The organism is Rhodococcus sp. PAMC28707 (assembly GCF_004795915.1).
Lineage (GTDB): Bacteria > Actinomycetota > Actinomycetes > Mycobacteriales > Mycobacteriaceae > Rhodococcoides.
The window spans coordinates 680,802-707,187 of the sequence record NZ_CP039253.1; the positions used below are offsets into that span (position 1 = coordinate 680,802).

A 26,386-nucleotide genomic window follows, 5' to 3' on the forward strand; every position below is an offset into this window, starting at 1 on the left:
CGGAACGACGGCAGGTTCTCAGCGCTTCTTCTTGGATCTACCGGACTTGCTGGAGGTTTTCGACTGCTCACGAGCTGCCTCGCGTCGCTCCCGGCGCGTCCCCTCAGGGGTGATCGGGGTTTCTGCAGTCGCTGATCCGCGTCGACCGGATCCACCCTCGGAACGACGTACCTCGGTACCACCGTCTTCGTCCGGACCGGAGAACGTCAACCGCCCACTGGGGCGTTCGTCGAGGCCCTTTGCGCGAAGCGCGCTCGGTGCCGAGCCCGCACCCTGCGCCGGCTGTGCGAGCTGCTCCTGTGTCGGCAGCGGATTCTCGATCGGTGTCTTCTGGGCAGCTGACGACTTCTGCATCGATGCACTGGCAGTACCGATCGGAGACGCCAGACCCGGCGCGACGGCCAGGCCTGCCCCTACCGCGGGACCTGCGGGGGCGGGGGTCGCCTCGACCTGCAGGTTGAACAAGAACCCGACGGATTCCTCTTTCAACCCTTCCAGCATTCCCTGGAACATGTCGTACCCCTCGCGCTGGTACTCCACCAGAGGATCGCGCTGCGCCATCGCGCGCAGGCCGATGCCTTCCTTGAGATAGTCCATCTCGTAGAGGTGCTCACGCCACTTTCGATCGAGCACCGAGAGCAGCACCCGACGCTCCAGCTCACGCATTCCGTTCTCGCCCGCGATCTCTTCGATGTTCTTCTCACGCGTCGCGTACGCCGCCCGAGCGTCGGCGAGCAATGCCTCGAGAAGTTCCTCGCGGCTCAGATCGCCCTTTTCGCCGAACTCGTTCTCCTGCGAGAGCTCCTTGTAGTCCAGACCAACCGGATACAAGGTCTTCAATGCCGTCCACAACTGCTCGAGATCCCAATCCTCGACGTACCCGTCAGCAGTAGCCCCGGTGACGTAGGCGGTGATCACATCGGTGATCATCCCCTCGACCTGGCCTTCCATGTCTGCGCCCTTGAGGATGCGGCGCCGCTCCTCGTAGATGACGGTGCGCTGCTGGTTCATGACCTCGTCGTACTTGAGAACATTCTTGCGGATCTCGAAGTTCTGCTGCTCTACCTGGGTCTGCGCACTCTTGATGGCTTTGGAGACCATTTTGGCCTCGATCGGCACGTCATCGGGCAGGTTCAGACGAGTCATGATCGATTCGAGTGCGCCACCGTTGAATCGACGCATCAGCTCGTCACCGAGTGACAGATAGAAGCGAGACTCCCCTGGGTCACCCTGACGACCGGAACGACCGCGAAGCTGGTTGTCGATCCGGCGTGAGTCGTGCCGCTCGGTACCGAGGACGTACAGTCCACCTGCATCGCGCACGGTCGCTGCGTCGGCTTTCACCTGGGCTTTCACAGTCTCCAGGGCAAGTTCCCACGCATCTTGATATGCGTCGGGCGTCTCCACTGGGTCCAGACCCTGCTTACGCAGTTGCAGATCGGTGATGATGTCCGGGTTGCCACCCAGAACGACGTCGGTGCCGCGTCCTGCCATGTTGGTCGCCACAGTGACCGCACCGAGCATGCCGGCCTCGGCCACGATGGTGGCTTCCTGCTCGTGGAACTTCGCGTTGAGCACGCTGTGCACTACGCCTTGCTTGGTGAACTGCTTGGACAAGTACTCCGAGCGCTCGACACTCGTCGTTCCGATCAGAACCGGCTGCCCCTCGGCGTGTCGTGCGACGACGTCGGCGACCACCGCATCGAACTTCGCCTCTTCGGTCTTGTAGATGAGGTCGCCGTTGTCGACGCGAACCATCGGTCGGTTGGTCGGGATCGGAATGACTCCCAACCCGTAGATCTGATGAAGCTCAGCCGCTTCGGTCTGGGCAGTACCGGTCATGCCGGACAAAGTGTCGTACAGCCGGAAATAGTTCTGCAGCGTGATCGTGGCGAGAGTCTGATTCTCGGCCTTGATCTCGACCTTTTCCTTCGCCTCGATGGCCTGGTGCATTCCCTCGTTGTATCGACGCCCCACGAGGATGCGGCCGGTGAACTCATCGACGATGATGACCTCGCCGTCGCGAACGATGTAGTCCTTGTCCTTGGTGTAGAGCTCTTTCGCCTTGATCGCGTTGTTGAGGTAGTTCACCAGCGGCGAGTTCGCGGCCTCGTACAGATTGTCGATGCCGAGCTGGTCTTCGACGAATTCGACGCCCGCCTCATGGACACCGATGGTGCGCTTACGGATGTCGACCTCGTAGTGCACGTCGATTTTCATCATCGGCACGATTCGGGCGAATTCCCCGTACCACTTCGACGACGCGTCGGCCGGACCCGAGATGATCAGCGGCGTGCGCGCCTCGTCGATGAGTATCGAATCGACCTCGTCGACGACAGCGAAGTTGTGACCCCGCTGCACCAGATCGTCGAGGGAGTGCGTCATGTTGTCGCGGAGGTAGTCGAATCCGAATTCGTTGTTCGTTCCGTAGGTGATGTCGGCCGAATAGGCCGCACGCCGCTCGGTCGGAGTCATTCCCGAGAGAATGACGTCGACCTCGAGGCCGAGGAAGCGATGGACTCGGCCCATCCACTCCGAATCTCGCCTGGCCAGGTAGTCGTTGACCGTCACCACGTGCACTCCGTTGCCGGAGATCGCATTGAGATATGCAGGCAGAACACAGGTGAGAGTCTTGCCCTCGCCTGTCTTCATCTCGGCGATGTTCCCGAAATGCAGAGCTGCGCCGCCCATCACCTGGACGTCGAAATGTCGCTGCGACAGCACTCTGGACGACGCTTCTCTGGCGACGGCGAAAGCCTCGGGCAGCAGCTCGTCCAGAGATTCACCGGACGCGAATCGATTCTTGAACTCTGCGGTCTTGCCATGCAGTTCGGCGTCGGACAGCCGCTCGACGTCCGGAGACAGGGTGGACACATGGTCTGCGATGTTCTTGAGCCGCTTGACCATGCGACCTTCACCAACACGGAGCAGCTTGGAAAACGACAGCGAAGGCACGGGCTTTCTCGTCCTCGATCCTCGGTTACGGATATCGGCTAGCAAGATATCGACTGGTCATCTACGTCGTAGCGGGGCGTTACGGCAGCGCCGGTTGCGCTGCACTCACATGAAAGTCTCATGCCAGCAGCGGACCGACGCGTCCATGGTAGGCGCTGATGCTGAGTGCTTTGTAGGCCCACCACACGTCGGTGGGCCCGACCTTGGGTCGAACCCCAGGTCGGGCCCACTGACGTGGCTCAAAATGCACGTCGGACCTAGCGCGTGGGCCAGATCAGGTGAGTCTGATCAAGCCGTAGTCGAATGCGTGCCGTCGATACACGACGGACGGGCGGTCGGAGACGCTGTCGTGGAAGAGGTAGAAGTCGTGACCGACCAATTCCATCTCGTAGAGAGCGTCGTCCACGCTCATCGGTGAAGCGGAGTGGACTTTGGTTCGGACGATCTGTCCGGGTCCCGTAGCTTCGTCCTCGAACGAATCCAGCTTGATATCCGGATTCAGCGCCAGACTGTCGTCCTCAGCCAACTCTGCCGTAGCCTCGGCGACCGACACCGGAGTCTTGTCACCGTAATGGACTTTGCGGCGATCCTTGGTCCGACGGAGACGCGCTTCCAGTTTGGATGTGACGGACTCGAGCGCTGCATAGAAGCTGTCAGCAGTAGCTTCTGCTCGAACAACCGGGCCTTTGCCCTTTGCGGTGATTTCCACGCGCTGACATGCTTTGGCTTGTCGACGGTTGCGCTCGTGCTGCAGTTCGACGTCGAAGAGGTAGATGGAAGGGTCGAAGCGCTCGAGTCGGGCTAGTTTTTCGGAGACGTACACCCGGAAGTGGTCTGGGATCTCGACATTGCGGCCCTTGACCACAACGTCGGCACTGGTCTTGGTGGACTCGTCCGAAGGCTTCTCGTCGAAGAAAACAGAAGCTTGTGAAGGGGTCGTCACTCGTACCTCCCGATATAGGCTGCACCGCTTTTCGCAGTGCGGCAAATGTTCATGCCGAATGGGGAACCAACCGGCATCACGTGCGGCTGCATCACCTCCACTACGAGACCTCGAAAAACATATCGAGGTCGTGTCCGCGACGTTAGTCTGTCATCCGCTCGTGTGCCACTCTTCACTTGAAATTGGTACGTCCGCGTGTCCGGAGTGCACCATCGAGGCCCCCTACCGAACTGCTGCAACCACCAATACCCCATCAACACGCACTCCCGAATTCTTTAGGACACTTACTGATTCGGTCGCCGTCGCACCGGTGGTGAGTACGTCGTCTACGAAGAGGACAGTTCTCTCACGCGGAATTCCCACGCGCACAGCAACATCGCCGACTTCGGCGCGTCTGCGATGTCGACGACCTGCAGATGTTGCGCTGCGCGAGAGTGCCAGCTCGATCCGACCCGCCACATTCGCCTGCCGCTCGGACGCACTGAGCCCGACCGAATCTCGTACTCCCGTGCGCATCCGTAATATCGACGGTATCCGCACGACTTCTTGCCCTAGCTCGGCCGCGGTCGCTTCGACACAGCGCTCTACATGATCACCACCTCGCACTCGCGCTGCGCGCGCTCGAGTGGGCGCAGGCACGAGCACCAGACGAGAAAGCTCGGGCGGATCGATCTCACCGAATTCCCGAAGTTGCTCGACCGCGTGGGCAAGGGCCCGTCCGAGTGGGACGGCCACGTCGTGCCGGTTCCGTTCCTTCAGTTCGAGGACCGCGCTTCGGCGGGCACCGGAGTACGGCCCGAGCGCCCAGCACGGCACCCCTGGGTCGATGCGAGGCCGTACCCGCTCGACGGCGGAACACACAGTGTCCTCGCACCGAAGACACCACAGGGTTCCCGCAGCACCGCAGCCCCCACACTCACGAGGGAGTGCCAGGTCGAGCAACGTCCGAACAGTTGCGTTCATACGGTGAATCAGAGCATCCGGGTACGACACTTTTTGCCGGATACAGCGCTCAGCCTGGCAGAATCGGTGTCGCTTTCACTCCTGCCAGTCCGGCTACTTCACGCCAATAGCGGTCACCGGCAGGATCGCTGTTGTTCAGCTGAAATACTGCTCGCGAATCCGCGACGTACTCGTTCGTCGGCGACGCGTCGACAGAGAGCACCGGAGCTGTCAGGTTCCGGCTCGGAAGCGCATCGAGTCGCGAACCGTCGGTCGTAACCTGCACTACCGGCACGTCGGTCGCGATACGCACGATGACGATGGCATCACCGGTACTCCAGTCCAACGCCAGAGCGTCGCTGCCGAGACCGTTTGCCACCGCCTTGGGAGACATGAGGGAGTACGAGCCGTTCTCCTTGCGCACCACCGACGCGACGTATACCAACCCGTCGACGATGATAGCCGCCCGGACACCGTCGCGTGATAGCCGTAGGTCGGTGATCCTCACACCGAGCGCAGTGACGGCGGTGGCATCCACCGGAACCACCGACACCTGCCCCGTCGCTGGATCCCGTGCTGCGCGAATCACATTCGTACCGTCGATGACAGCCCACGCCGCATTGTTGTCGGCACCCCAGGAAGGTCTGGTGATCGACTGTCCCTCCGCTACTGGGAAGGCACCGCTGTCGTACCCGCCGATCATCAAAGTCGAGGACGGCTCGGGCACCGGGCGGCCGGTGTCTGCCACGCCGGCCACCAGCGTTCCGTCGTTCGACAGCGCGACACTACGCAGATTGTTGACGGTGCCGAAATATCCGGGAACGGGAACGGCACCATAATCCTCGACCGACATCAGTTGCCCTGCGACCAACGCGTGTAGGCCCACTGCAGTCTCGGATGTTCCCAACGGATCGAGAGAACCGACATCTGCAGTCGTCCACCCGTCCTGCTTGTCGTCATCGAGAGGTTGTCCGTCGGCGAGCAGGACGTACGGACCGGAAATATCCGCCGATGCCAACGTCCAGATCACCTGGGCAGCAAGTAGCTCACGATTCTTCGTATCCATCGACTGCAGTCCGCCGAAATCGATTCTCACTCCGCCTGGACCGACGCCGACCTGTGTTGTTCGACCATCGGCCTTGGTGATCGGCCCACGAACGCCGACATCGTTCGACAATTCGTTCGACACAGCAGGCGCCAACGTCTGTTTCGGCCCGTCGATCAGCAATTGCACGAGCTGGTTGGCCAGTTGATCAGGGGAACCTGTGAGCCACCGGACATCGGGAACCAACGCCGCACCGAGCGGATCTACGAAGAACAACGACTGCCGTTGGTAGGCATTGAAGAACTGCGAGCGATCGATCAGTACGCCGGGAGGAAGCTCGTCGATGCGCCACTCACCGTCGACCTTGACGATCCGAATCGTCGAGTCCACCGAGCCTGCACCGGCCTGATAGTCACCACCCGACGCGAGGACGCCCACGGTGTTCGATCGAATCGTGTACTCCGATTCGTCCGAAGTGCGAGGGCCGGACAACAGGTCGATTCGATCCGCTACGACGGTTTTGACTCCGTCGTCCCAGGTACTGGAGGCATCGCGTGTCAGATATTGCCGTGCAGCTTGATGGCGGTTCGCCGAATTCGCGCTCGCTACGAGGAAGTCGCGGACGAGCAGATCGGGCTCACGTCCTTCCGCCGGCGGTGGCGGTGTAGTCGACGCCGCCCCTCCCGTGATCGAACCGATTGCCTGCGGGGTCGACGATTCGGGCAGGCTTGCGCATCCTGCGAGCGACAGGAGGACGACCAGGACAGCGGCAACGGTCGCCGAACAACGCCGGATCACGATGACTCCGAACGTTTCGAAGGGTCCGTCGACTCGCTGGACACCGCGGGCGTCAACTCCGAGTGCTCCGCATCCGCCGTCCGGGGCGTATCGGTCCGCGAGGTCGACGAGGGAAGCGGTTGGCCCTGTGTGTAACGTCGAGTGCTCGGCTTCAGGGGCAATGGACTTCCGATCACTTTGTGTCCTCGCACGAGTGGCAACGTCAACCGGAAGCATGCGCCTTCACCCACAGCCCCCCAAGCCTCGAGCTTCCCGTCGTGCAACCGTGCATCCTCGACACTGATGGCAAGTCCGAGACCGGTTCCGCCCGATCTGCGCACGCGAGAGGGATCCGAACGCCAGAAGCGATTGAAAACAAGCTTCTCCTCACCTGGACGTAGCCCCACTCCCTGATCTCGGACGACAAATGCCGCAGCGTCCGCGTTGGCTCGGAGCCGCAGAAGAACAGGCTTCCCTTCGCCGTGATCGAGAGCATTGGCCAGCAGGTTTCGCAGTATTCGCTCGACACGACGCGGATCGACTTCTGCGATGACGGCAGTATCTGGCATGTCCACGATGACCTCGGTGCCAGTCTCTCGTGCCAAGTGCCGCACCGTGAACACTGCCGCTCGCGCGCACATCCGTAGATCGAGTTGTTCCGCGGCCAGTTCGGCGACACCCGCGTCGTGGCGGCTGATCTCGAGCAGATCACCGAGTAACGTCTCGAACCTGTCCAGTTCGTTGACCAACAACTCAGAGGATCTCCTCAAAGCCGGATCGAGATTTGCACTGCCGTCGTGGATCAGATCAGCGGCCATCCGCACCGTCGTCAGCGGGGTTCGAAGCTCGTGGCTCACATCGGAGGTGAAACGCCGCTGCAGGTTTCCGAACTCTTCGAGCTGGGTGATCTGTTTGGACAGGCTCTCCGCCATCTCGTTGAACGACATGGCAAGCCGCGCCATGTCGTCCTCCCCGCGCACCGGCATTCGCTCCTTGAGTCGTCCATCGGCGAATCGAACGGCGATACGTGAGGCCGAGCGAATCGGAAGGACCACTTGCCTGGCGACGAGCATCGATATCGCTGCAAGTAGGACCAGGAGCACGACCGCACCGATGAGGAGCGTTCCGCGGACGAGTGAGAGTGTTCTGTCCTCACTCCCGAGTGGGAACACCAGATACAGCTCGAGCCCGGCGATATCGGATCCGGTGGGTGAACCCATGATCAATGCAGGCCCGGAGTATCCACCCTCGTTATCAGCGACCGTTGCGTACTGATAACTGATCAACCCCTGCTTCACGAACTCACGCAAACTCGCGGGAATGTGATCGACGGGACCGACGGAGGCGTCACTGCGGACACCGTCACCTTCGACGATCAGCACCGGGTCGAAGGTGCCCGCGGACCCGGAAGCCTGCCCGGCATCGACGTCGCGGCTGGTCAACTGCGCACGGGCGCGCTCGAGACGGGTGCTCAGCCCGCTCGAGTCGTCTGCTCCGGCCAGCGACCCTTCGACAGTGGTACGAGAACGATCGAGTTCCTCGGTGGCGGCGGTAATTTTCGCCTCCAGCAGACGATCGGTGATCTGACTGGTCAGAACGACCCCGAGGATGGTAATGACGACCAGCGACAATGTCAGAGTCGAGACCACCACGCGCAGCTGAAGCGAACGGCGCCACGCATGACCTAGCGCAGTACTGAGCGAACGCAACCAACGCAACAGCGGCGAGAACGTTCCGTTGATTCGCCGCCGAGAGTGGGAAAATCGGATCACGGCGGTCCGGCTTTGTAGCCGACCCCTCTCACGGTCAGAACGACTTCTGGGTTCTCGGCGTCCTTCTCGACCTTCGCACGCAGGCGCTGAACGTGAACATTGACCAGACGTGTGTCAGCGGCATGGCGGTAACCCCACACCTGTTCCAGCAGCACCTCACGAGTGAATACCTGCCGCGGCTTGCGAGCAAGCGCCACCAGAAGATCGAACTCGAGCGGGGTCAAGGACACGAGGTCATCGCCCCTGCTCACCTTGTGGGCAGGGACGTCGATCACGATGTCGGCAATGGACAACAATTCGGCCGGCTCGTCCTCGGTGCGACGCAATCGCGCCCGAACACGAGCGACCAGTTCCTTCGGCTTGAACGGCTTCATGATGTAGTCGTCCGCGCCGGACTCGAGGCCGAGAACGACGTCGACCGTGTCGGTCTTCGCCGTCAACATCACGATCGGCACTCCGGAATCTGCACGTAGAACTCGGCACACGTCGATGCCGTTCATACCTGGAAGCATCAAATCCAGCAACACCAGATCGGGTCGGTTCTCGCGAACCGCGGCCAGAGCCTGAGTGCCGTCACCGACGACGAAAGGCTCGAAACCCTCGCCACGAAGGACGATAGTGAGCATTTCGGCCAGAGCCGAATCGTCGTCGACTACAAGAATCCGGGGCTTCATGTTTCTATGGTGTCACTTTCATGCCGTCAGACGTCTCATTGACCAGGTGCGCGGCGAGTTGGGTCGGATCGATCTCCCCGCCGATCACCTCCCACGGTGACATCCAGTTCGCGGCGGCCAACCCGCAATAGGCCGCTGAAGTCCTGCTTTGAAGCGAGGAGTCACGCTCGTAGGAGTCTCGGACGCGAGTCGAATCCTCTTTCTCACGTGCCGCAGCACGTTCGGCGGCGAGCTCGACCGGGACGTCCAACAAGATCTGCACATCAGGAATCGGCACCCCGAATCGCTCGAATTCGAGAGCTCGAATCCATTCGACCCCGGCACCGTCGGCCTGCTCTTCGAGCCGTGCAGCAGTGTATGCCGCATTCGAGGCAACATATCGGTCCAATAGAACGATATCATTGTGCGAGAGCAGCTTTCGGATCATCTCTGCTGCATTCCGTCGATCCAGGGCGAACAGCAAAGCCATCGCGTGCACACTCTCAGCGGTATCACCATGCTCACCGCGCAACGCGTCGGCAGCGAGATCGGCATGAATCGACAATCCGTACCGTGGGAACCCGACGCGAGCGACCTCGAGGCCCTCGCGCTCCCACGCCGAGACGAGCCGACGGGCCAGGGTGTTCTTGCCCGCCCCGTCGACTCCCTCGATCACCAGCAATTTTCCCACGGCTACCGCGTCCGGATCAGTAGCGGTAGTGCTCGGGCTTGTACGGGCCCTCGACGTCGACATTGATGTATTCGGCCTGCTCCTTGGTGAGCTTGGTGATCGTGCCACCGAGTGCCTCCACGTGGATGCGAGCAACCTTCTCGTCGAGGTGCTTCGGCAGGCGATACACCTCGTTGTCGTACTCGCTCGGCTTGGTCCACAGTTCGATCTGCGCGATGACCTGGTTGGAGAAACTGTTGCTCATCACGAACGACGGGTGACCCGTGGCGTTGCCGAGGTTCAGCAGTCGGCCTTCCGACAGAACGATGATCGAATGGCCATCGGCGAACTGGAACTCGTCGACCTGCGGCTTGATGTTGATCCGCGTGACGTCCTTTGCCCGCTCGAGACCGGCCATGTCGATCTCGTTGTCGAAGTGGCCGATGTTGCCCAAAATCGCCTGGTGCTTCATCCGCTGCATGTGCGCGAACGTGATGATGCCGAGGTTGCCCGTCGAGGTGATCACGATGTCGGCCTTCTCGATGAACTCTTCGACGGTTCGCACGTCGAACCCGTCCATGAGCGCCTGGAGCGCATTGATCGGATCGGCCTCGGTGACCGTGACGCGAGCACCCTGGCCCTTCAATGCTTCGGCGCAGCCCTTACCGACGTCGCCGTAGCCACAGACCAGAACCGCTTTGCCACCGATGAGGACGTCGGTACCACGGTTGATTCCGTCGATCAACGAGTGACGAGTGCCGTACTTGTTGTCGAACTTGCTCTTGGTGACCGAGTCGTTGACGTTGATCGCCGGGAAGGTCAATTCGCCTGCCGCAGCGAACTGGTAGAGCCGCAGCACTCCGGTGGTCGTCTCTTCCGTGACGCCCTTGACCGACGCTGCGATCTCGCTCCACTTGGTCTTCGACTCTTCGAGCGAGCGGCGCAACAGGCCGAGGAACACCTGGTACTCGTCCGAGTCATGGTCTTCGTCGGTGGGGGGAACGACGCCGGCCTTCTCGAACTGAGCGCCACGAAGCACGAGCATCGTCGCGTCGCCGCCGTCGTCGAGAATCATGTTGGGGGGCTGCGGGGTCCCGTCCGCGGCTGCCGGCCACGTCAGCATCTGCTCAGCGGCCCACCAGTAGTCCTCGAGGGTCTCGCCCTTCCACGCGAAGACCGGAACGCCCTTGGGCTCCTCGACACTCCCGTACGGTCCGACCACGACGGCCGCGGCCGCATGATCCTGGGTGGAGAAGATGTTGCACGACGCCCAGCGAACCTCGGCGCCGAGGGCGACCAGGGTTTCGATCAGCACGGCAGTCTGCACGGTCATGTGGAGCGATCCCGATACTCGAGCGCCCTTGAGAGGCAACACGTCGGAATATTCGCGACGGAGTGCGATCAGACCGGGCATTTCGTGTTCGGCGAGGCGGATCTCCTTACGGCCGAACTCCGCCAGCGACAGGTCTGCGACCTTGAAGTCGATTCCACCGAGGTTGTCCGCGGTGAGTGCCGATCCTGTGGCCGAACGATCATCCGGCGTTACTGAGGTGGTCATCTTGCCTCTCCTGATTGCGTGAAGTTCTCATTCAGGCTATCGGGTCTGCGCGCCGAGGGTTCGCGCTACCTGCTTTTGGTCATCCGGGCCGTCGCGCATCCGGGCGCTGTGTATGTCCGAAGAATCTTCTCGCGCTTACGGGGAAGGATGTTTGCTCTGCTCACGTCGCCGTCGTAGTGCGCAATCACTCGCGGGTCCATGACCCGACGCCACAACGGTGGGAACGCCGCCATCATCACCATCGTGGCGTATCCGGCCGGCAACTGTGGTGCCTCGTCGCAGGTACGAAGAACCTGATAGCGCTTGGACGGATTGGCGTGATGATCACTGTGCCGCTGCAGGTGATAAAGAAAGATATTCGTGCACAATCGGTCACTGTTCCAACTGTGCCGTGGTGAGCACCTGACGTAACGCCCCCGCGCGTTCTTTTCCCGAAGCAATCCGTAGTGCTCGACATAATTGACTGTTTCCAACAACAAGAAACCGACGACCGCCTGCAGCACGAGGTACGGCAGAATTGCAGGGCCGAATGCCAGTGCCAGCAGCGCGAACAGCACCGCACTCATCAACCATGAATGCAGAAGATTGTTTCGGATACTCCAAGGTCGGATGCTCTCGCGAGCCAACCTCTGCGTTTCCAGATGCCACGCCGATATCAATCCGAGGACCACACTGCGAGGCAGGAATGCCCACAGATTCTCCCCGAGCCGTGAACTGGCTGGATCATCGGGCGTTGCCACTCTGACGTGATGTCCCCGGTTGTGCTCGACGAAAAAATGCCCGTAGAAGGTCTGCGTCAAGGCAACTTTGGCAAGCCAACGTTCGTGCTGTTCGACCCGGTGGCCCAACTCGTGTGCTGCATTGATCCCAGTTCCGGCGACGAGGCCGACCGTGACGGCCAGACCGATGCTGTCGATGATCGTCAAATCTCCGAAAGCCCACATCCAGCACGCGACCAACAATGTGAAGAACTGAATGGGCAGGAACGCATAGGTGCACCATCGATAGAACTTGTCTTCCTGCATCGACGAGACGTCGGTATCGGACGGATTGTCGCCGTCTTCCCCCGCCACCTTGTCGAGGACCGGAATGAGCAGGAAGAAGACCATCAAACCGCTCCACCAAAATATCGGCATGCCGGTCCACAAAACCAGTTGCGAAGGCAACAAAGCCGAAGCGGGCGCAAGCAAACCGAGCAGCCAGAGATACCGCTTGTAGCCTCGCCTGCTTCTCGACCCGTCGTGCTCGAGGCCTGGGGGTATGTCGGGAAGGACGCTACCGCCAGGGACCTCGTTCACTACCGCGCAGTTGCGACCGATCTGGCTCAACCCACACCCCCCCTGAAACTCGACCCAAAGTTTGTTCGGGGAGCCTATAACATACCTACTGCCCCGTAAAGGGATTTTCGAGCGCGCTTGCGCGCTATTTCGAGTCGCGTTCGTTGGCCGCTTCGCGCGCGCGGATCGTCTTGTCTGCGTTCTTCCGGCTGTAGGCGAAGTAGATTACGACGCCGATTGCCATCCAGACGACGAACCTGATCCACGTCTCGACCGAGAGATTGACCATCAGCCACACGCACGAGGCCACCGCCAGAATCGGAATCAGCGGCATCAAGGGAACCTTGAATCCGCGGGGAAGGTCCGGGCGCGTCCGCCGGAGTACTACCACGCCGATCGACACGAGGACGAACGCGAACAGTGTGCCGATGTTCACCATCTCTTCGAGGGTGCCGATCGGAAAGAATGCGGCGAGAACCGACACCACGCCGCCGACGAGAAGCGTGATTCGCACCGGGGTACCCCTGGAGCCCGTATGTGCCAACGAATGTGGGACGAGACCGTCACGCGACATCGCGAACAGCACGCGGGTCTGCCCGAGCATCAAAACCATGACCACCGTCGTCAATCCGGCCAGTGCGCCGAACGAAATAATGTTCTTTGCCCAATCGAGGCCGTTGAGTTCGAATGCCGTAGCCAGAGTGGAGTCGTCACCAGCGAGTTCGGTGTAATTGACCATCCCGGTCAGCACGAGCGTTACCGCAACGTAGAGGACGGTCACGATGGCTAGGGACCCGAGAATTCCACGGGGTAAAGCCTTCTGCGGGTTTTTGGTCTCTTCCGCGGTCGTGGCGACCACGTCGAACCCGATGAAGGCAAAGAAGACGAGGCTGGCAGCAGCCAGCAACCCGTACCACCCGAAGGTGCTACTTCCCGCGCCCGTGACGAAGGACAACAGCGACTGGTGAATGCCCTCTTCGGTGGAGCCACCCTGGGAGGGAGGAATGTAAGGCGAGTAGTTCTCCGATTTGATGTAGAACGCGCCGACAACCACCACGAGCAACACGACAGCGACCTTGATCGCGGTGACCACCAGCGACACCCGAGACGACAACTTGGTACCGCTGACAAGTAGGACTGTGATGATGAGAACGATCACCAACGCACCCCAGTCGAAGTCGAGCGAACCGATCTTCACGATCGGCGATGCCGACCCGATGACCTCACCGAGATACAGCGACCATCCCTTCGCTACCACCGATGACGCCAGCGCGAACTCGAGGATCAGGTCCCACCCGATGATCCATGCGACGAACTCGCCGAAAGTCGCGTACGAAAAGGTGTATGCGCTTCCCGCCACCGGGACGGTGGAGGCGAACTCGGCGTAGCAGAGGGCGGCCAGCCCACACGCGACCGCAGCGAGAAGAAATGCCAACGACACCGAGGGACCGGCAACGTTTCCTGCGGTGCGCGCGGTGAGCGTGAAGATCCCGGCCCCGATGACGACAGCCACACCGAACACGGTGAGGTCCCACGAAGTGAGATCCTTCCGGAGTTTGGTATCCGGCTCGTCGGTGTCCTTCATGGACTGCTCTACGGACTTGGTCCTGAACAGGCCTGTCGTTCGCAGAGCCTTCTTCGGCCGATCTTCGGTCATCGCGTGTGTTCCACCTGTCGAGATCGGGTCACTGACGGTATTCGGCTTGCGAGTCGTTCACACGCCACTTGGGGCCCCTGTGGTAACACCCTAGGGGAATGGAGCTCTTACACGGACGGTTCCGGCATCGGGCGAAAGGCTACCCGACGGTCGCGAAAAATATCTCGGCGTCTCCCCATCGCGCCGCGGCGGTGAACGCAGGATCAGCCGCAGATATCCACACAGCCGAACCTTGCTCGAGCATCAACTCGCGGTCGCCGTCGTCAACAACGACCCGTCCTTTGGTGCACAGGACGATCGACGGCCCGTCGCTGTCCGACTTCACCGAAGAACCGTTCGACAACGCGGCGCGGCTCAACGCGAATTCCGGCGCTGGTGTCTCGTAACAGGCGACGGTGTCTCTCATGTCAGGCTCCGCTTCGAGGACCTTCACCTCCGATGGCTGGAAATCCAGAATCCGGAGAAGTTCCGGTACATCCACATGCTTGGTTGTCAGGCCACCGCGCAACACGTTGTCGGAGTTCGCCATGATCTCTACACCGGTACCGGCCAGGTAGGCATGGAGGTTGCCCGCATCGAGGAAAATACCTTGGCCGGGGGTCAAGGTAATTCTGTTGAGCAGCAACGCCGCCAGCACTCCCGCATCACCCGGATAGGACTCTCCGAGTTCGAGAAGTGTTCTTGCCTCCGCGATGAATTTGCCGCCGTCGGACTGTGCCCGGGTGGAGAGATACTCGATGCACCCGTCGGCGACCAGCGGCAACAATGCATCGAGGGCAGGTCCGGGCAAGGTGATCCAGGAAGTGAACACTGTCCGCAATCCAGCATCGTCAGGCTGGTCGGCCAGAAGTGATCGATACCCGGACAGAGCGTCCACGTTCAGCGCGTCGATGAACTCGACGGTTCGCCGCGGACACCTGAATCCGGCAAGTGCGTGAAACTCGGTCAACGCAACGATCAGCTCAGGTTTGTGGCTCGCATCGCGGTAGTTCCGCAACGACGAATCGATCGGAATCCGTGCTGACTCTTCGCGCGCGAATCCCTCGGCAGCCTGCGTCGCGCTCGGATGAGCCTGCAGCGACAGGGGTTCATCGGCGGCAAGCAATTTCAACAGAAAGGGCAGCCTCCCCAGGTAGGTCGCAGACGTATCGGCGCCAAGCTCGAGAGCCGGGTTCTCATCGATAACACTGAGCAGCGACCGCGTCGAGGTGCCGTCGTCGATCAGTGCTGGATCTGCGGGGTGTGCCCCGAGCCAGATCTCGGCTTCCGGATGTTCGGACGGAACGGGCCTGCCTTGCAAAGCTGCAAGAACAGTCCTCGATCCCCACGCATACGACCTGACTGCACCGAGCAGTGGTTGCACTATTTCCCGCCCATCAAATGTAGATACGCGGCAGCCATTTCCAGCCGCGTCGCCAATACTGCCGTCGCCCCTAGTTCACCGGCCGCGTGCGGGTTGTTTCCTGCACCGTCCCGACCTTCGCGCCGATAACCTCCGGCGCCGTCCACGGACTCCGATGTCGATCCGAAATCGAGGCTCCCACGATCGAACTCGGGTAAGCCCGCCGTGATCACCACCGAGTCCGGTAGCGCAGCCGTCCGACGCTCGGCCGACGCGGCGAAAGAATCGGATGCCAAAACGACCACTCGAATCGCCTGTTCTGGCCGGGGTCCGTCGAACTCTTCGTCGTGGAAGAAGGCATCGTATTCGACGGGTGCTGCACCGCTCGTGCGACCGGAGGACACGACGGCGGCGATGACATCGGAAAGCTCACTCGCCCCGGCCACGACACCTGCAGCCCGTAGCAAAACCTCACTACCGTGTCGGGCCAATTCGACGTCGACTGCTCCCGCACCGGACAGCACAACCCTGCTGCCCGAGATCTGAGCGGCAAGCGACTTCGCCGGGTTGTGAAAAACCTCGTGCGAGGGATGATCTCGAGCCGCCTCGGCGTCGAGAAGATCTGCAACTTCGGACAAGTCGGGGAGCAAGGACCGATAGGCGCCGTCGGACACAGCGGCGAGAACTGCCGTCCCAGCAGCCAGGTAACGCATCAACGTGTTGTGCTCGCGCACAGCGACCCTCGGGGGAAGGAACACAGCGCGGCCTGCCGCCGCAGAGCGTAGCGGTCCCTCGTCCGGGGTGACGAGAACAGTTTCGGCGCCGCGGCGAACGGCTGCGGATGTCGATTCTGCGAGCCGTGGATCACCGGCGTCGTCGCCGGAGAGCACGACTACGTCGAGCGGACCTACCCACAGCGGCGTCGTCGCGACATGCACCAGCGGAAAACCGATGCGTGCACCGATGGCGGCGATGAGCATGGACGCGGCCCGACCTGCGCGACCTTCACCCGCGACGAAAACAACGCTGCGAGGGCGAAGATCGCCGAGCCGTTCGGATACGGACTCCTCGACGGCTGCATACGTCGCACGGACCTGCGCACCTGCCAATGCGGCGCTGCGCAGGGCCCCGTCGGTATCGGCGGCGGCGAGTGCGGCTGTGTCATCCAAATTCAGCAGAGACGACGGAGCTGTCATGGCTGTCTGCACCGTCCTTTCCATACCGACGTCCACTCACCGACCGAGTGCGAGCGTCTCGTAGTCCACTATTCCAGTTGTCCTCGCACTATGCCCAATATCTCGGAGGTCAAAGCATCGACATCTTCAATGCTGCGGGCTTCGACGTTGAGGCGCAGCAGCGGTTCGGTATTGGACGCCCGGAGATTGAACCAGGCGCCGTCCGCGAGATCGATGGTGACACCGTCCAACCGATCGACCGATACCGTGCGGTCCGCGAAGGCGCCGAGCACTGCATTCGTGCGCTCGACGGCATCGTCGACCGTCGAGTTGATCTCCCCCGACGCAGAATACGACTCGTAGGACTTCATCAACTCCGAGAGCGGTAGATCTGTAGCGCCGAGAGCTGCAAGGACATGCAGCGCCGCGAGCATTCCGGAGTCCGCACCCCAGAAATCGCGGAAATAGTAGTGGGCGGAGTGCTCACCGCCGAACACAGCACCGGTCTCTGCCATCTGCTGCTTGATGAACGAATGGCCGACCCTGGTTCGCACGGGTTTACCACCGAGTCTGGTCACCAACTCCGGAACCGCATGGGAGGTGATCAGGTTGTAAATCACCGACGCGCCGGGTTCTTTGGCGAGCTCGCGCTCGGCTACCAGACCGGTGACTGCCGAAGGGGAGACCGGATTTCCGAGTTCATCGACGACGAAGCATCGATCCGCGTCACCGTCGAATGCCAATCCGATATCGGCACCGGTCTCGCGTACGAATTTCTGTAGGTCGACGAGATTCTTCGGGTCGAGCGGGTTCGCCTCGTGGTTGGGAAAGGTTCCGTCGAGCTCGAAGTAGAGCGGGTAGATGGTGACCGGCAGTGAATCGAATACAGCAGGCACGGTGTGCCCACCCATTCCGTTTCCGGCGTCGACAGCGATCTTCACACCGGATACCTGAGACAGATCGACGAGGTCACGCACAAAAGCGGCGTACTCGACCAGAACATCACGGTCCGAGGTGGTTCCCGGTGTCCCATCGTGTTCCGGAACACCGTCGACCAACTCTGCCTTGATCGTGCCGAGGCCGGTGTCCTGTCCTACCGGCTTCGCTCCCGCGCGGCACAGCTTGATGCCGTTGTACTCGGCAGGATTGTGGCTTGCGGTGAACATGGCACCAGGGCAATCCAGAACGCCCGATGCGAAGTAGAGCTGATCGGTCGAGGCAAGTCCTATGTGGACGACATCGAGGCCTTGCGAGGTGACTCCGTCCGCAAATGCCCTCGACAACTCCGGCGAAGATGCGCGCATGTCGTGGCCGACCACGACCTGGGAGACGGATTTCTCTCGTACCAATCGCGCGAACGATGCGCCGACGTCTCGCACGAAGCCTGCGTCGATCTGCTCGCCCACCACCCCTCGTACGTCATAGGCCTTGATGACTGCATTGACGGACTCGGCAGTTCGTGCCACGAACGACTCCTCATGAATTTCGGTGGATGAGCGGTAGAGGCGAGCCACTGCGGCCCAGCCCGTGCACTTCGGACATCGAAGTCTCGAGTCGAATCTGTCACAACTCGATGCGTCGAGCGCGAGAAAACCGACCAGTTGTGACCGACCCCATGCGACCGAACGGAAGGAAACAATCGACGAGTACAACGGTGGAATATCGAACGGAACAAAAGGCCGAATATCCGGGTAGGACGCGGGGATTGACCTGCATTCAGGACGTGGGATCGGGAAGCACCCGTAGGTGACCCCGTCGGCCTGTCCGAGCCGGCGCCGAAGTCCGACGATCTCCAACTACGTCGGCGCGGATGTCGCGTTCTCGAACTCGGTTCGTCGACTCGGTGTCCTCGCGTCGGACGCGATCGCCGCGGCCTGCTTCGCGAACGGCTTCGGCCAGGGCCGTCAAGTCGTCCTCGTCGGGGGTCGTCGTGGTGAAGCCACCCTCGTAGCGCACCATTTCCCAGCCCTTGGGCGCAGTGGTGGTCACAGCGTGTACCTCGCACAGGTCCCATGAGTGGGGTTCGGCGACAGTAGCAAGTGGTCCCACGACAGCAGTCGAATCCGAATAGACATACGTGAGCGTCGCGACGGCCGAACGGCTACACCCGGGCCTGCAGCATCCACGCAGTGATCTCACGATCAAGAGACTATCCCTCGACTCCGACTGCACGCCGCCCGACACACCGCGAAGGGGCGGGCGATAACCTTGGGCATGGCTCGAACTGGCTCCGGAAGACAACCGACATCCCGATCTGCTGACCGTCGCGGCCGCGGAGTTCGCGGCCCGGTGCTCCCCTCGAATGTTCCGGGGCACCGATCGCGAGCCGACAAATTCGACCGCGTGGTGCTGGAGGCATTCGCTCGCATCGACCACAAGTGGCACGAGCGGTTGGAGAGGCTGGACATCGCAGTCGACGAAGTACCCAAAATCAGGGCCATAGATCCCGAATCGGTCACGTGGCCTCCCGAGGTGGTGGCAGAGGGGCCCGTTCCGTTGTCCAGACTGGTGCCGGCGGGCATCGACAAGCGCGGCGAATCCACACGCGCACGGATCGTGTTGTTCAGGCGCCCCTTGGAGCGACGTGCCAAGCACCCGGAGGATCTGGAAGATCTTCTCTACGAAGTGCTTGTCGAACAGGTTGCAACCTACTTGGGGGTCGACCCCGACACCATCGACCCGAGCATGGAAGAAGAACGTTAGCCGAAGGACCCGGCACGTAGCTCGACCTAGCCGATACCCCGCTTGAGCCGACGACGCTCCCGCTCCGACAGTCCTCCCCAGATCCCGAAACGCTCATCCTTGGCAAGCGCGTACTCCAGGCATTCGCCCTTGACATCGCAACCGAGGCAGATGCGTTTTGCTTCGCGAGTCGACCCACCCTTCTCGGGAAAAAATGCTTCGGGATCGGTCTGCGCACAAAGCGCACGCTCTTGCCACTGATCTTCGATCTCCTCGAACATTCGATCGAATCCCGCGACCATACTCAAGAACGGCTTCTCCGGAACACGAACTGGCAGAGCGGTTCCCTCCCCCAGTGCGTCGTCCTCGTCCACGAAATCTTCGGAAGCGCGATCGACAGCGGCAGCGCTGGAATCCATTGAACCTGAATCGATATCGTCCAGATCGTCTGCATCGTCAGCCCCGGAAACCACAGCATCGAGGCCGAGCGCCACGTCCGCTGTAGCCACATCGACAGCAAACGTATCCGAGCGGCCACCTTTTACATGTGCCGCAAAAGTCTTGTCATTCATACGGTTCCCGCAGTCGCCTCGTGCCGCGCGTGCTCGGGAATCGGTTTGCGACGCGTAGCTGACTACGCTGAGGTGAGCCTGGGGTTCGCCCCGGTGTTCACGTGCCTCGTACTGGTCGTACATCGCTTCAGCCTCCTCACCATTCGATAGCACAGAAATTTCCGGTCGATTCCGAATACCTTGCCCCGCGCCGATATTCGTACCCATACCCCAACCATCGACTTCTAACACACGCTTCTGCATACTTGACGTAAGATGGGAACGAGTGTTCGAATCAAGGGTCACTCCAAGCGAACTCGCCTGATGATCGGGGAATGACATAAATGTGATTAGACACGCCGGAGTAGGTTGCGGTCAAGCCGATACGGGTTATTGCAATACCATCTCCAGACCGGAATCGGCCCTCTCCCCGAATAATGGCCTGTCGTCGGCGTGTCGCGCCCCGAAAAACGGGCCGAAACCGGGACGGGGTCCGGATTTCACCGCATCCGCGCCCCTCAGGAGACGGGCGCCGACCGATCGATTCGACCGAGAGCCTAGGCTCTGAATCTGTGAAAGTGACTGTCTTGGTCGGTGGAGTCGGCGGAGCCCGGTTCCTTCAGGGCCTCAAAACACTGCTCGGGGACGACGACGAGATTACGGCGATCGTCAATGTCGGAGACGACGTGTGGATGCACGGCTTGCGCATCTGCCCCGACCTCGACACCTGTATGTACACCCTCGGTGACGGAATCGATACCGAGCGTGGTTGGGGACGCATCGCGGAGACTTGGCACGCGCGTGACGAACTCGCCGCGTACGGGGCCGACCCGGATTGGTTCGGGCTCGGAGACAGAGACATTGCCACACATCTCATCCGGAGTCGGATGCTCAGGACCGGATATCCGCTATCGGCGGTGACCGAGGCGTTGTGCAATCGATGGAAGCCAGGCGTGCGACTCCTGCCGGTGACCGACGACCGGAGCGAGACCCACGTCGTCGTCACCGACCCGGACGAAAAGGATGGGGACACTCAGCGAGCAATCCACTTCCAAGAGTGGTGGGTTCGCTACCGAGCGCAGATCCCGACACACAGCTTCGCCAATATCGGTGCCGAGCAAGCGAGTCCAGCGCCCGGGGTCCTCGATGCCCTCGCCGGCGCCGACGCCGTGATTCTGGCTCCATCCAATCCGGTGGTAAGCGTCGGAGCGATCCTCGCTGTCCCCGGAATCCGCAGTGCGCTACGTACGACGTCGGCCAAGGTTGTCGGCCTGTCGCCGGTGGTGGACGGAAAGCCGTTGCGCGGGATGGCAGACGAATGTCTGACCGTCATCGGTGTCGAGACTTCCGCCGAGGCCGTCGGACGTCACTACGGCGCACGATCGGACACCGGAATCCTCGACGCATGGTTGATCCATTCGACCGATCAGGCCACCATTCCCGGCGTTGACGTACACAGCGTGCCGTTACTGATGACCGACCCCGAAACGACGGCGCTGATGGCCGCAGCGGCACTTCGTGCGGCTGGACTCGAGCTGTGACCGAGCCGATTCCAACCGACCATGCTCCTGGCGGCAGCATCGAGATCATCCCCGTGACCGGATTACCGGAGTTTCGGCCGGGCGACGATGTTGCGTCCTCGATAGCCGCGTGCGCACCGTGGATTCGCAACGACGACATATTGGTTGTCACCAGCAAGATCGTGTCCAAGGCCGAAGGTCGACTGGTCGACGCACCACTGGATCCAGAAGAACGAGATGCCGCGCGAAGACTGCTGGTCGAGCAGGAAGCAGTTCGGATCGTTGCTCGCAAAGGCCGAACACTGATCACCGAGAATCGTCTCGGCATAGTGCAGGCCGCCTCTGGAATCGATGGATCCAACGTCGATCGGTCCGAGTTGGCTCTTCTCCCGAGAGATCCGGATGCAAGCGCTGCCGCCATACGAGCAGCACTGGCGTCTTCGCTCGGGGTCGACGTAGGAGTCGTCATCACCGACACCATGGGTCGCGCGTGGCGTATCGGCCAGATCGATGCCGCGATCGGCTCGGCCGGTCTTGCCGTGATCCATGGCTATGCCGGCGCCGAGGACGCCCAAGGTAACGAGTTGATCGTGACCGAAGTCGCTGTCGCCGACGAGATCGCTGCTGCAGGCGATCTGGTCAAGGGGAAGCTCGGTGCCGTTCCGGTTGCCGTCGTGCGGGGTCTGAAGCCGGTCGACAATGGCACCGGCGCAAGAGATTTGGTGCGCAGCGGCGAGGAAGACCTTTTCTGGCTCGGTACCACCGAGTCGATCGACAGGGGGCGCCGAGAGGCTCTTCTCGTTCGCCGCTCGGTTCGATCCTTCACCGGCGAATCGGTGGATCCCGAGGAGATACGCGGCGCCGTCGCCGAAGCACTGACTGCTCCCGCGCCGCATCACACCCATCCGGTTCGATTCGTGTGGGTTCGCACCCCGGCTGTGCGCACCCAGCTGTTGAACAAGATGAAGGACAAGTGGCGGAAGGACCTCCGCTCGGACGGGTACACCGATGAGCAGATAGAGCGCAGAACTTCGCGTGGCGGCATCTTGTTCGACGCGCCCGAAATCGTGATCCCCTTCTGCGTGCCCGATGGGGCACACACGTACGCCGACGAGCGCCGAAACCGAGCCGAAGAAACGATGTTCACCGTTGCCGTCGGCGCCGCGGTGCAAGGTCTACTCGTGGCGCTGGCAGTGCGAGAACTCGGTAGCTGTTGGGTCGGCTCGACAATTTTCGCTGCAGACTTGGTGCGCACCGAGTTGGGCGTGCCTTCGAACTGGAAAGCCTTGGGCGCCATCGCAATCGGTCACCCTGACAGTCCTACTGAGGTACGGAAGCCACACCCATTGGGTGACGAACTGCTGGAGATCTGAGATGAGTTCGAGGACGCTTCGACATTCCGCCACCACGGTGCTGGAGCAGTGGCGGACGAGCCAGTGGCACGAAGATTCGCTCCGCCACACGATGCTCGCCTTCATCGACAGCAATGTCGACGCCTGCCTGCGCGCCAACGAAGCAGGGCACTTCACCGCATCTTCGCTGGTTCTCGACGCGGAGGGTCGCAATGTCCTTCTGACCCTGCACCCGCGGGTGGGCCGGTGGATCCAACTGGGCGGCCATTGCGAGGAATCCGACGACACGGTGGTCGACGCCGCGTTGCGTGAAGCTCGGGAAGAGTCCGGGATCGAAGATCTCGACATCGACACTGCATTGTTGTCTGCGCACACGCATCCGATCACATGCTCACTCGGCAAGCCCACCCGGCACCTCGACCTGCGGTTCCTGGTGCGCGCCCCCGCCGGGGCCCAGGCCGTCCGCAGTGCGGAATCCACGGACCTGCGCTGGTGGCCCGTCGACGCACTTCCCGACACCGCCGAGAAGGACACGATCACCCATCTCGTCGAACTCGCGCTACTGCGCTAGCGGCATCAGACGTCGGTGGAGAACCTGACTCCACCGTCGGGCAACTTGACCCCTGGCCACACTCTGGCGCCACGAAGCAGTTCACAGCGGGCACCGATGTCGGCTCCGTCCCCGATGATGGCATCACGGATCAGTGCGCGCGGTCCGACACGTACACCGAATCCCAGGATCGAACGCTCCACGACTGCACCGGCTTCGACGACCGCACCGTCGAACACGACCGCACCGTCGAGACGTGCGCCTGCACCGATCTCGGCGCCACGGCCGATGACAGTGCCACCGATCAGTAGCGCACCCGGAGCAACGCCCGCGCTGGGATGGACGAGGGATTCGCCTCGCGTGCCCTTCAACGCCGGCGATGGAGCGATGCCTCGCACGAGATCCGCCGAGCCCTGAACGAAGTCTTCCGGGGTTCCCATGTCACGCCAGTAGGCACTGTCCACGTGGCCGAAGACGCGTCGGCCGTCGGCGAGAAGGGCTGGGAACACCTCCCGCTCCACCGATACCGGTCGATCATCCGGAATGGTCTCGATGATCTCACGCTTGAATACGTAGCAACCAGCATTGATCTGGTCCGTCGGCGGATCCTGAGCCTTCTCGAGGAACGCTGTCACTCGCCCGTCGGCATCGGTGGGAACACAACCGAAGGCACGAGGATCACCTACGCGCACGAGATGCAGCGTCACATCGGCCTCGGTCCGCTCATGGGTGTCCAGGACGGCGGTCAAGTCGGTTCCGCCGAGGACGTCTCCGTTGAACACGACGACATTGTCTGCCCGCAACCTCGGTAGAACGTTGCGAATACCGCCTCCGGTCCCCATGGGCTCGGTCTCGGTGACGTACTCGAGTTCGATACCGAGCGACGAGCCGTCACCGAAGTAGTCCTCGAATACCTCGGCTTTGAACGATGTCCCCAGGACCACATGATTGATTCCTGCGGCCTTGATACGGGCGAGCAGATGCGTCAGGAAAGGCAACCCGGCAGTCGGCAACATAGGCTTCGGTGCCGACAGCGTGAGTGGCCGAAGGCGAGTTCCTTTGCCGCCCACAAGGATTACGGCATCTGTATTGGAGCGGGTTTCAGCTGACATGGTCGGCCTCTCTATTCTCGTCGATCTGTCGCTGTCGAAGTGCCGCAGCCACAACCACCTTCGAGCGCACCGCCAGGCCCGCTCGCAGAACCCATCGTATGGGAGCCTGCCACGGATGGGGGTGCCGGTCTGCCTGAAACCTGTACGCACTCGCGTGATGCGCGGGCAGCATCAACTCTGGATGTCGTCCTGCCGCATGGCCTTTGGTGTGGGTGATTTCCACGTCGGGCACGTAGACATTCAGCCATCCGGCGGTTCCGAGTCGATCTCCCAAGTCGACGTCCTCCATATACATGAAGTAACGGGAGTCGAACCCGTTGACGGAATCGAAAGCGGCACGACGAAGCAAAAGGCAAGATCCGGACAACCATCCGACAGCGCGTTCGGTAACCGCCTCGTTGTCCTGCCGATAACGTTGCGTCCACGGATTTCCCGGCCAGATTTTGCCGAGGACAGCATGTCCGACACCTGAGGTCAGGTCCGGAACTGTGCGAGCAGACGGGTACCTCGTGCCGTCGGGCTCGCGGATGAGAGGCCCGAGCGCTCCCGCACGAGGCCATCGCTCCGCCGCGGCAAGCAAACCATCGAGAGATCCGGGATGCCACCGCACATCGGGATTGGCGACGACAACGAACTCGATGGCGTCGTCGAGTTCGGCTACCGCGCGGTTCACGGCCCCGCCGTAGCCGAGATTGGCTCCGGTTCGAAACAACCTCACATGTGGGTAGCGCGCGTCCGCGGCCTCGACGCTTCCATCGGTCGACCCATTGTCGGCCATGATGACGAGGGGTACCTCCTCTGTTGCCGAAGCGAGGGAGGAGAGGAATTGATCCAGATACTTCCCGGGGGAATAGGTCACCGTGACGACGGCCAGCTTGGAACTCACGCGGGCCAGACTAACCGGCGAAGCCGGAATTGCCTCACCTCGCGCCGGCACGGACCTCACCCAACGCATCGGTGAGTGCTGCGCGCCACGGCCGCAGGGGGGTGAGGCCGGCAGCTGTCCAGGCATCAGCGGACAACACCGAGTACGACGGCCGGGGGGCAGGGCGCACGAACTCTGCACTCGAGCAAGCCAACACGCGTTCCGGGTCTGCACCTACGCCGGCGAAAACAGCACGGGCCAGTTCGTACCAGCTTGCTGTCCCGGTATTCGTCAGATGAAGAATCGGTCGTCCGCTCGACGGCGAAGCAGCGAGGTCGAGCAATCCGGACGCGAGATCACGGGAGTAGGTCGGTGATCCGATCTGATCGTTCACCACCGACACGGTGTCTCGCTCACGTTCGAGGCGCAGCATCGTCGAGACGAAGTCCGACCCGATTCCGGTGTAGACCCAGGCCGTACGCACGACCGTTGCCGAGGGCAACACCCGTAGGACAGCCTCCTCACCGGCCAGCTTGGTGCGTCCGTAAGCACTGCGCGGGGCCGTCGGGGATTGAGGTAGGTACGGGGAAGTCGCGGTGCCGTCGAACACATAGTCGGTCGAGACGTGCACGAGGCGCGCGCCGACTCGTGCACATGCAATCGCCAGGTTCTCCGGACCGTCTGCGTTGACCTTCGACGCCGCTGCTTCGTCCGATTCGGCAGCATCGACCGCGGTGTAGGCGGCGCAGTTGATCACCACCATGCCCGGCTCGACGGCGTCGGCAACTGCTCTCGCGTCGGTGATGTCCAGCTCTGCGCTGGTCACACCGATCGTCGTGTCGCTGCTGACAATGCTGCTGTTGTTCGAAAGGTGCAGTATCTGCCGGCCGAGCTGTCCGCCCGCTCCGGTCACAAGAGTTTTCGCCACAGTTGCAAAGTGTGGCACGCCGCCCCAGCTTGAGCGAGACGGTGACATTTCACAAGTAAC

Annotated in this window: 22 protein-coding genes; 4 read left to right on the forward strand and 18 right to left on the reverse strand. The window is 61.7% G+C overall.

Annotation, left to right across the window (positions count from 1 at the left end; all coding sequences use genetic code 11):
- Nucleotides 1–18: 18 nt before the first annotated feature.
- From secA to E5720_RS03210, 14 genes are all read right to left on the reverse strand, one after another.
- Nucleotides 19–2,955, reverse strand: coding sequence for a preprotein translocase subunit SecA (gene secA / locus E5720_RS03145; RefSeq protein WP_136169430.1), 2,937 nt, complete (start codon nucleotides 2,953–2,955; stop codon nucleotides 19–21).
- Nucleotides 2,956–3,229: 274 nt separating this feature from the next.
- Complete coding sequence (raiA, locus tag E5720_RS03150) at nucleotides 3,230–3,898, reverse strand: ribosome-associated translation inhibitor RaiA (protein ID WP_136169431.1); 669 nt, start codon at nucleotides 3,896–3,898, stop codon at nucleotides 3,230–3,232.
- A gap of 222 nt (nucleotides 3,899–4,120) precedes the next feature.
- Nucleotides 4,121–4,861 (reverse strand): ComF family protein, encoded by a 741-nt coding sequence (locus E5720_RS03155; RefSeq protein ID WP_136169432.1) that lies wholly within the window; start codon nucleotides 4,859–4,861, stop codon nucleotides 4,121–4,123.
- Nucleotides 4,862–4,910: 49 nt separating this feature from the next.
- On the reverse strand, nucleotides 4,911–6,680 hold the full coding sequence (gene lpqB / locus E5720_RS03160; RefSeq protein ID WP_136172412.1) for an MtrAB system accessory lipoprotein LpqB: 1,770 nt from the start codon (nucleotides 6,678–6,680) through the stop codon (nucleotides 4,911–4,913).
- Nucleotides 6,680–8,434: an MtrAB system histidine kinase MtrB gene (gene mtrB / locus E5720_RS03165; protein WP_136169433.1), complete on the reverse strand. Its 1,755-nt coding sequence runs from the start codon at nucleotides 8,432–8,434 to the stop codon at nucleotides 6,680–6,682. Before mtrB ends, lpqB begins: the two co-directional genes overlap by 1 nt.
- Complete coding sequence (gene mtrA, locus E5720_RS03170) at nucleotides 8,431–9,108, reverse strand: MtrAB system response regulator MtrA (RefSeq protein WP_136169434.1); 678 nt, start codon at nucleotides 9,106–9,108, stop codon at nucleotides 8,431–8,433. The genes mtrB and mtrA overlap by 4 nt, the downstream gene beginning before the upstream one ends.
- Nucleotides 9,109–9,112: 4 nt before the next feature.
- Nucleotides 9,113–9,778, reverse strand: coding sequence for a dTMP kinase (locus E5720_RS03175; protein ID WP_136169435.1), 666 nt, complete (start codon nucleotides 9,776–9,778; stop codon nucleotides 9,113–9,115).
- 16 nt (nucleotides 9,779–9,794) lie between these two features.
- Nucleotides 9,795–11,315 (reverse strand): adenosylhomocysteinase, encoded by a 1,521-nt coding sequence (ahcY, locus tag E5720_RS03180; RefSeq protein WP_136169436.1) that lies wholly within the window; start codon nucleotides 11,313–11,315, stop codon nucleotides 9,795–9,797.
- A 65-nt stretch (nucleotides 11,316–11,380) separates the two neighbouring features.
- Entirely contained in the window at nucleotides 11,381–12,577 is a 1,197-nt protein-coding gene (locus E5720_RS03185; protein ID WP_210730013.1) for an alkane 1-monooxygenase, read from the reverse strand.
- A gap of 160 nt (nucleotides 12,578–12,737) precedes the next feature.
- Nucleotides 12,738–14,249, reverse strand: a complete 1,512-nt coding sequence (locus tag E5720_RS03190; protein ID WP_136169438.1) for an amino acid permease — start codon at nucleotides 14,247–14,249, stop codon at nucleotides 12,738–12,740.
- A 139-nt stretch (nucleotides 14,250–14,388) separates the two neighbouring features.
- Nucleotides 14,389–15,612 (reverse strand): mannose-6-phosphate isomerase, class I, encoded by a 1,224-nt coding sequence (gene manA, locus E5720_RS03195; protein WP_136169439.1) that lies wholly within the window; start codon nucleotides 15,610–15,612, stop codon nucleotides 14,389–14,391.
- On the reverse strand, nucleotides 15,612–16,787 hold the full coding sequence (locus tag E5720_RS03200; protein ID WP_136169440.1) for a tobH protein: 1,176 nt from the start codon (nucleotides 16,785–16,787) through the stop codon (nucleotides 15,612–15,614). Before E5720_RS03200 ends, manA begins: the two co-directional genes overlap by 1 nt.
- 68 nt (nucleotides 16,788–16,855) lie before the next feature.
- Nucleotides 16,856–18,232: a phosphomannomutase/phosphoglucomutase gene (locus E5720_RS03205; protein WP_136169441.1), complete on the reverse strand. Its 1,377-nt coding sequence runs from the start codon at nucleotides 18,230–18,232 to the stop codon at nucleotides 16,856–16,858.
- Nucleotides 18,233–18,482: 250 nt separating this feature from the next.
- Nucleotides 18,483–18,905: a DUF3499 domain-containing protein gene (locus E5720_RS03210; protein ID WP_186626909.1), complete on the reverse strand. Its 423-nt coding sequence runs from the start codon at nucleotides 18,903–18,905 to the stop codon at nucleotides 18,483–18,485.
- Nucleotides 18,906–18,980: 75 nt separating this feature from the next.
- Between E5720_RS03210 and E5720_RS03215 the strand changes: the two genes are divergently transcribed.
- Entirely contained in the window at nucleotides 18,981–19,469 is a 489-nt protein-coding gene (locus tag E5720_RS03215) for a metallopeptidase family protein (protein ID WP_136169442.1), read from the forward strand.
- A gap of 26 nt (nucleotides 19,470–19,495) precedes the next feature.
- Here the strand turns inward: E5720_RS03215 and E5720_RS03220 are convergent, their stop codons facing one another.
- Nucleotides 19,496–19,750: a WhiB family transcriptional regulator gene (locus E5720_RS03220; protein ID WP_136172414.1), complete on the reverse strand. Its 255-nt coding sequence runs from the start codon at nucleotides 19,748–19,750 to the stop codon at nucleotides 19,496–19,498.
- Between the two features lie 821 nt (nucleotides 19,751–20,571).
- On the opposite strand from E5720_RS03220, the gene cofD reads away from it, so the two are divergent.
- From cofD to E5720_RS03235, 3 genes are read left to right on the forward strand one after another with little or no spacing between them, the layout of a single operon-like run.
- Entirely contained in the window at nucleotides 20,572–21,540 is a 969-nt protein-coding gene (cofD, locus tag E5720_RS03225; RefSeq protein WP_136169443.1) for a 2-phospho-L-lactate transferase, read from the forward strand.
- A complete protein-coding gene (locus E5720_RS03230) occupies nucleotides 21,537–22,892 on the forward strand; it encodes a coenzyme F420-0:L-glutamate ligase (protein ID WP_136169444.1) in 1,356 nt (451 codons plus the stop codon). Before cofD ends, E5720_RS03230 begins: the two co-directional genes overlap by 4 nt.
- A 1-nt stretch (nucleotide 22,893) precedes the next feature.
- Nucleotides 22,894–23,442, forward strand: a complete 549-nt coding sequence (locus tag E5720_RS03235; RefSeq protein ID WP_136169445.1) for an NUDIX domain-containing protein — start codon at nucleotides 22,894–22,896, stop codon at nucleotides 23,440–23,442.
- 5 nt (nucleotides 23,443–23,447) lie between these two features.
- Here the strand turns inward: E5720_RS03235 and E5720_RS03240 are convergent, their stop codons facing one another.
- From E5720_RS03240 to rfbD, 3 genes are read right to left on the reverse strand one after another with little or no spacing between them, the layout of a single operon-like run.
- Complete coding sequence (locus tag E5720_RS03240) at nucleotides 23,448–24,533, reverse strand: NDP-sugar synthase (RefSeq protein ID WP_136169446.1); 1,086 nt, start codon at nucleotides 24,531–24,533, stop codon at nucleotides 23,448–23,450.
- Nucleotides 24,523–25,419: a glycosyltransferase family 2 protein gene (locus E5720_RS03245; RefSeq protein ID WP_136169447.1), complete on the reverse strand. Its 897-nt coding sequence runs from the start codon at nucleotides 25,417–25,419 to the stop codon at nucleotides 24,523–24,525. Before E5720_RS03245 ends, E5720_RS03240 begins: the two co-directional genes overlap by 11 nt.
- A gap of 34 nt (nucleotides 25,420–25,453) precedes the next feature.
- Nucleotides 25,454–26,326, reverse strand: coding sequence for a dTDP-4-dehydrorhamnose reductase (rfbD, locus tag E5720_RS03250; protein WP_136169448.1), 873 nt, complete (start codon nucleotides 26,324–26,326; stop codon nucleotides 25,454–25,456).
- Nucleotides 26,327–26,386: the final 60 nt, after the last annotated feature.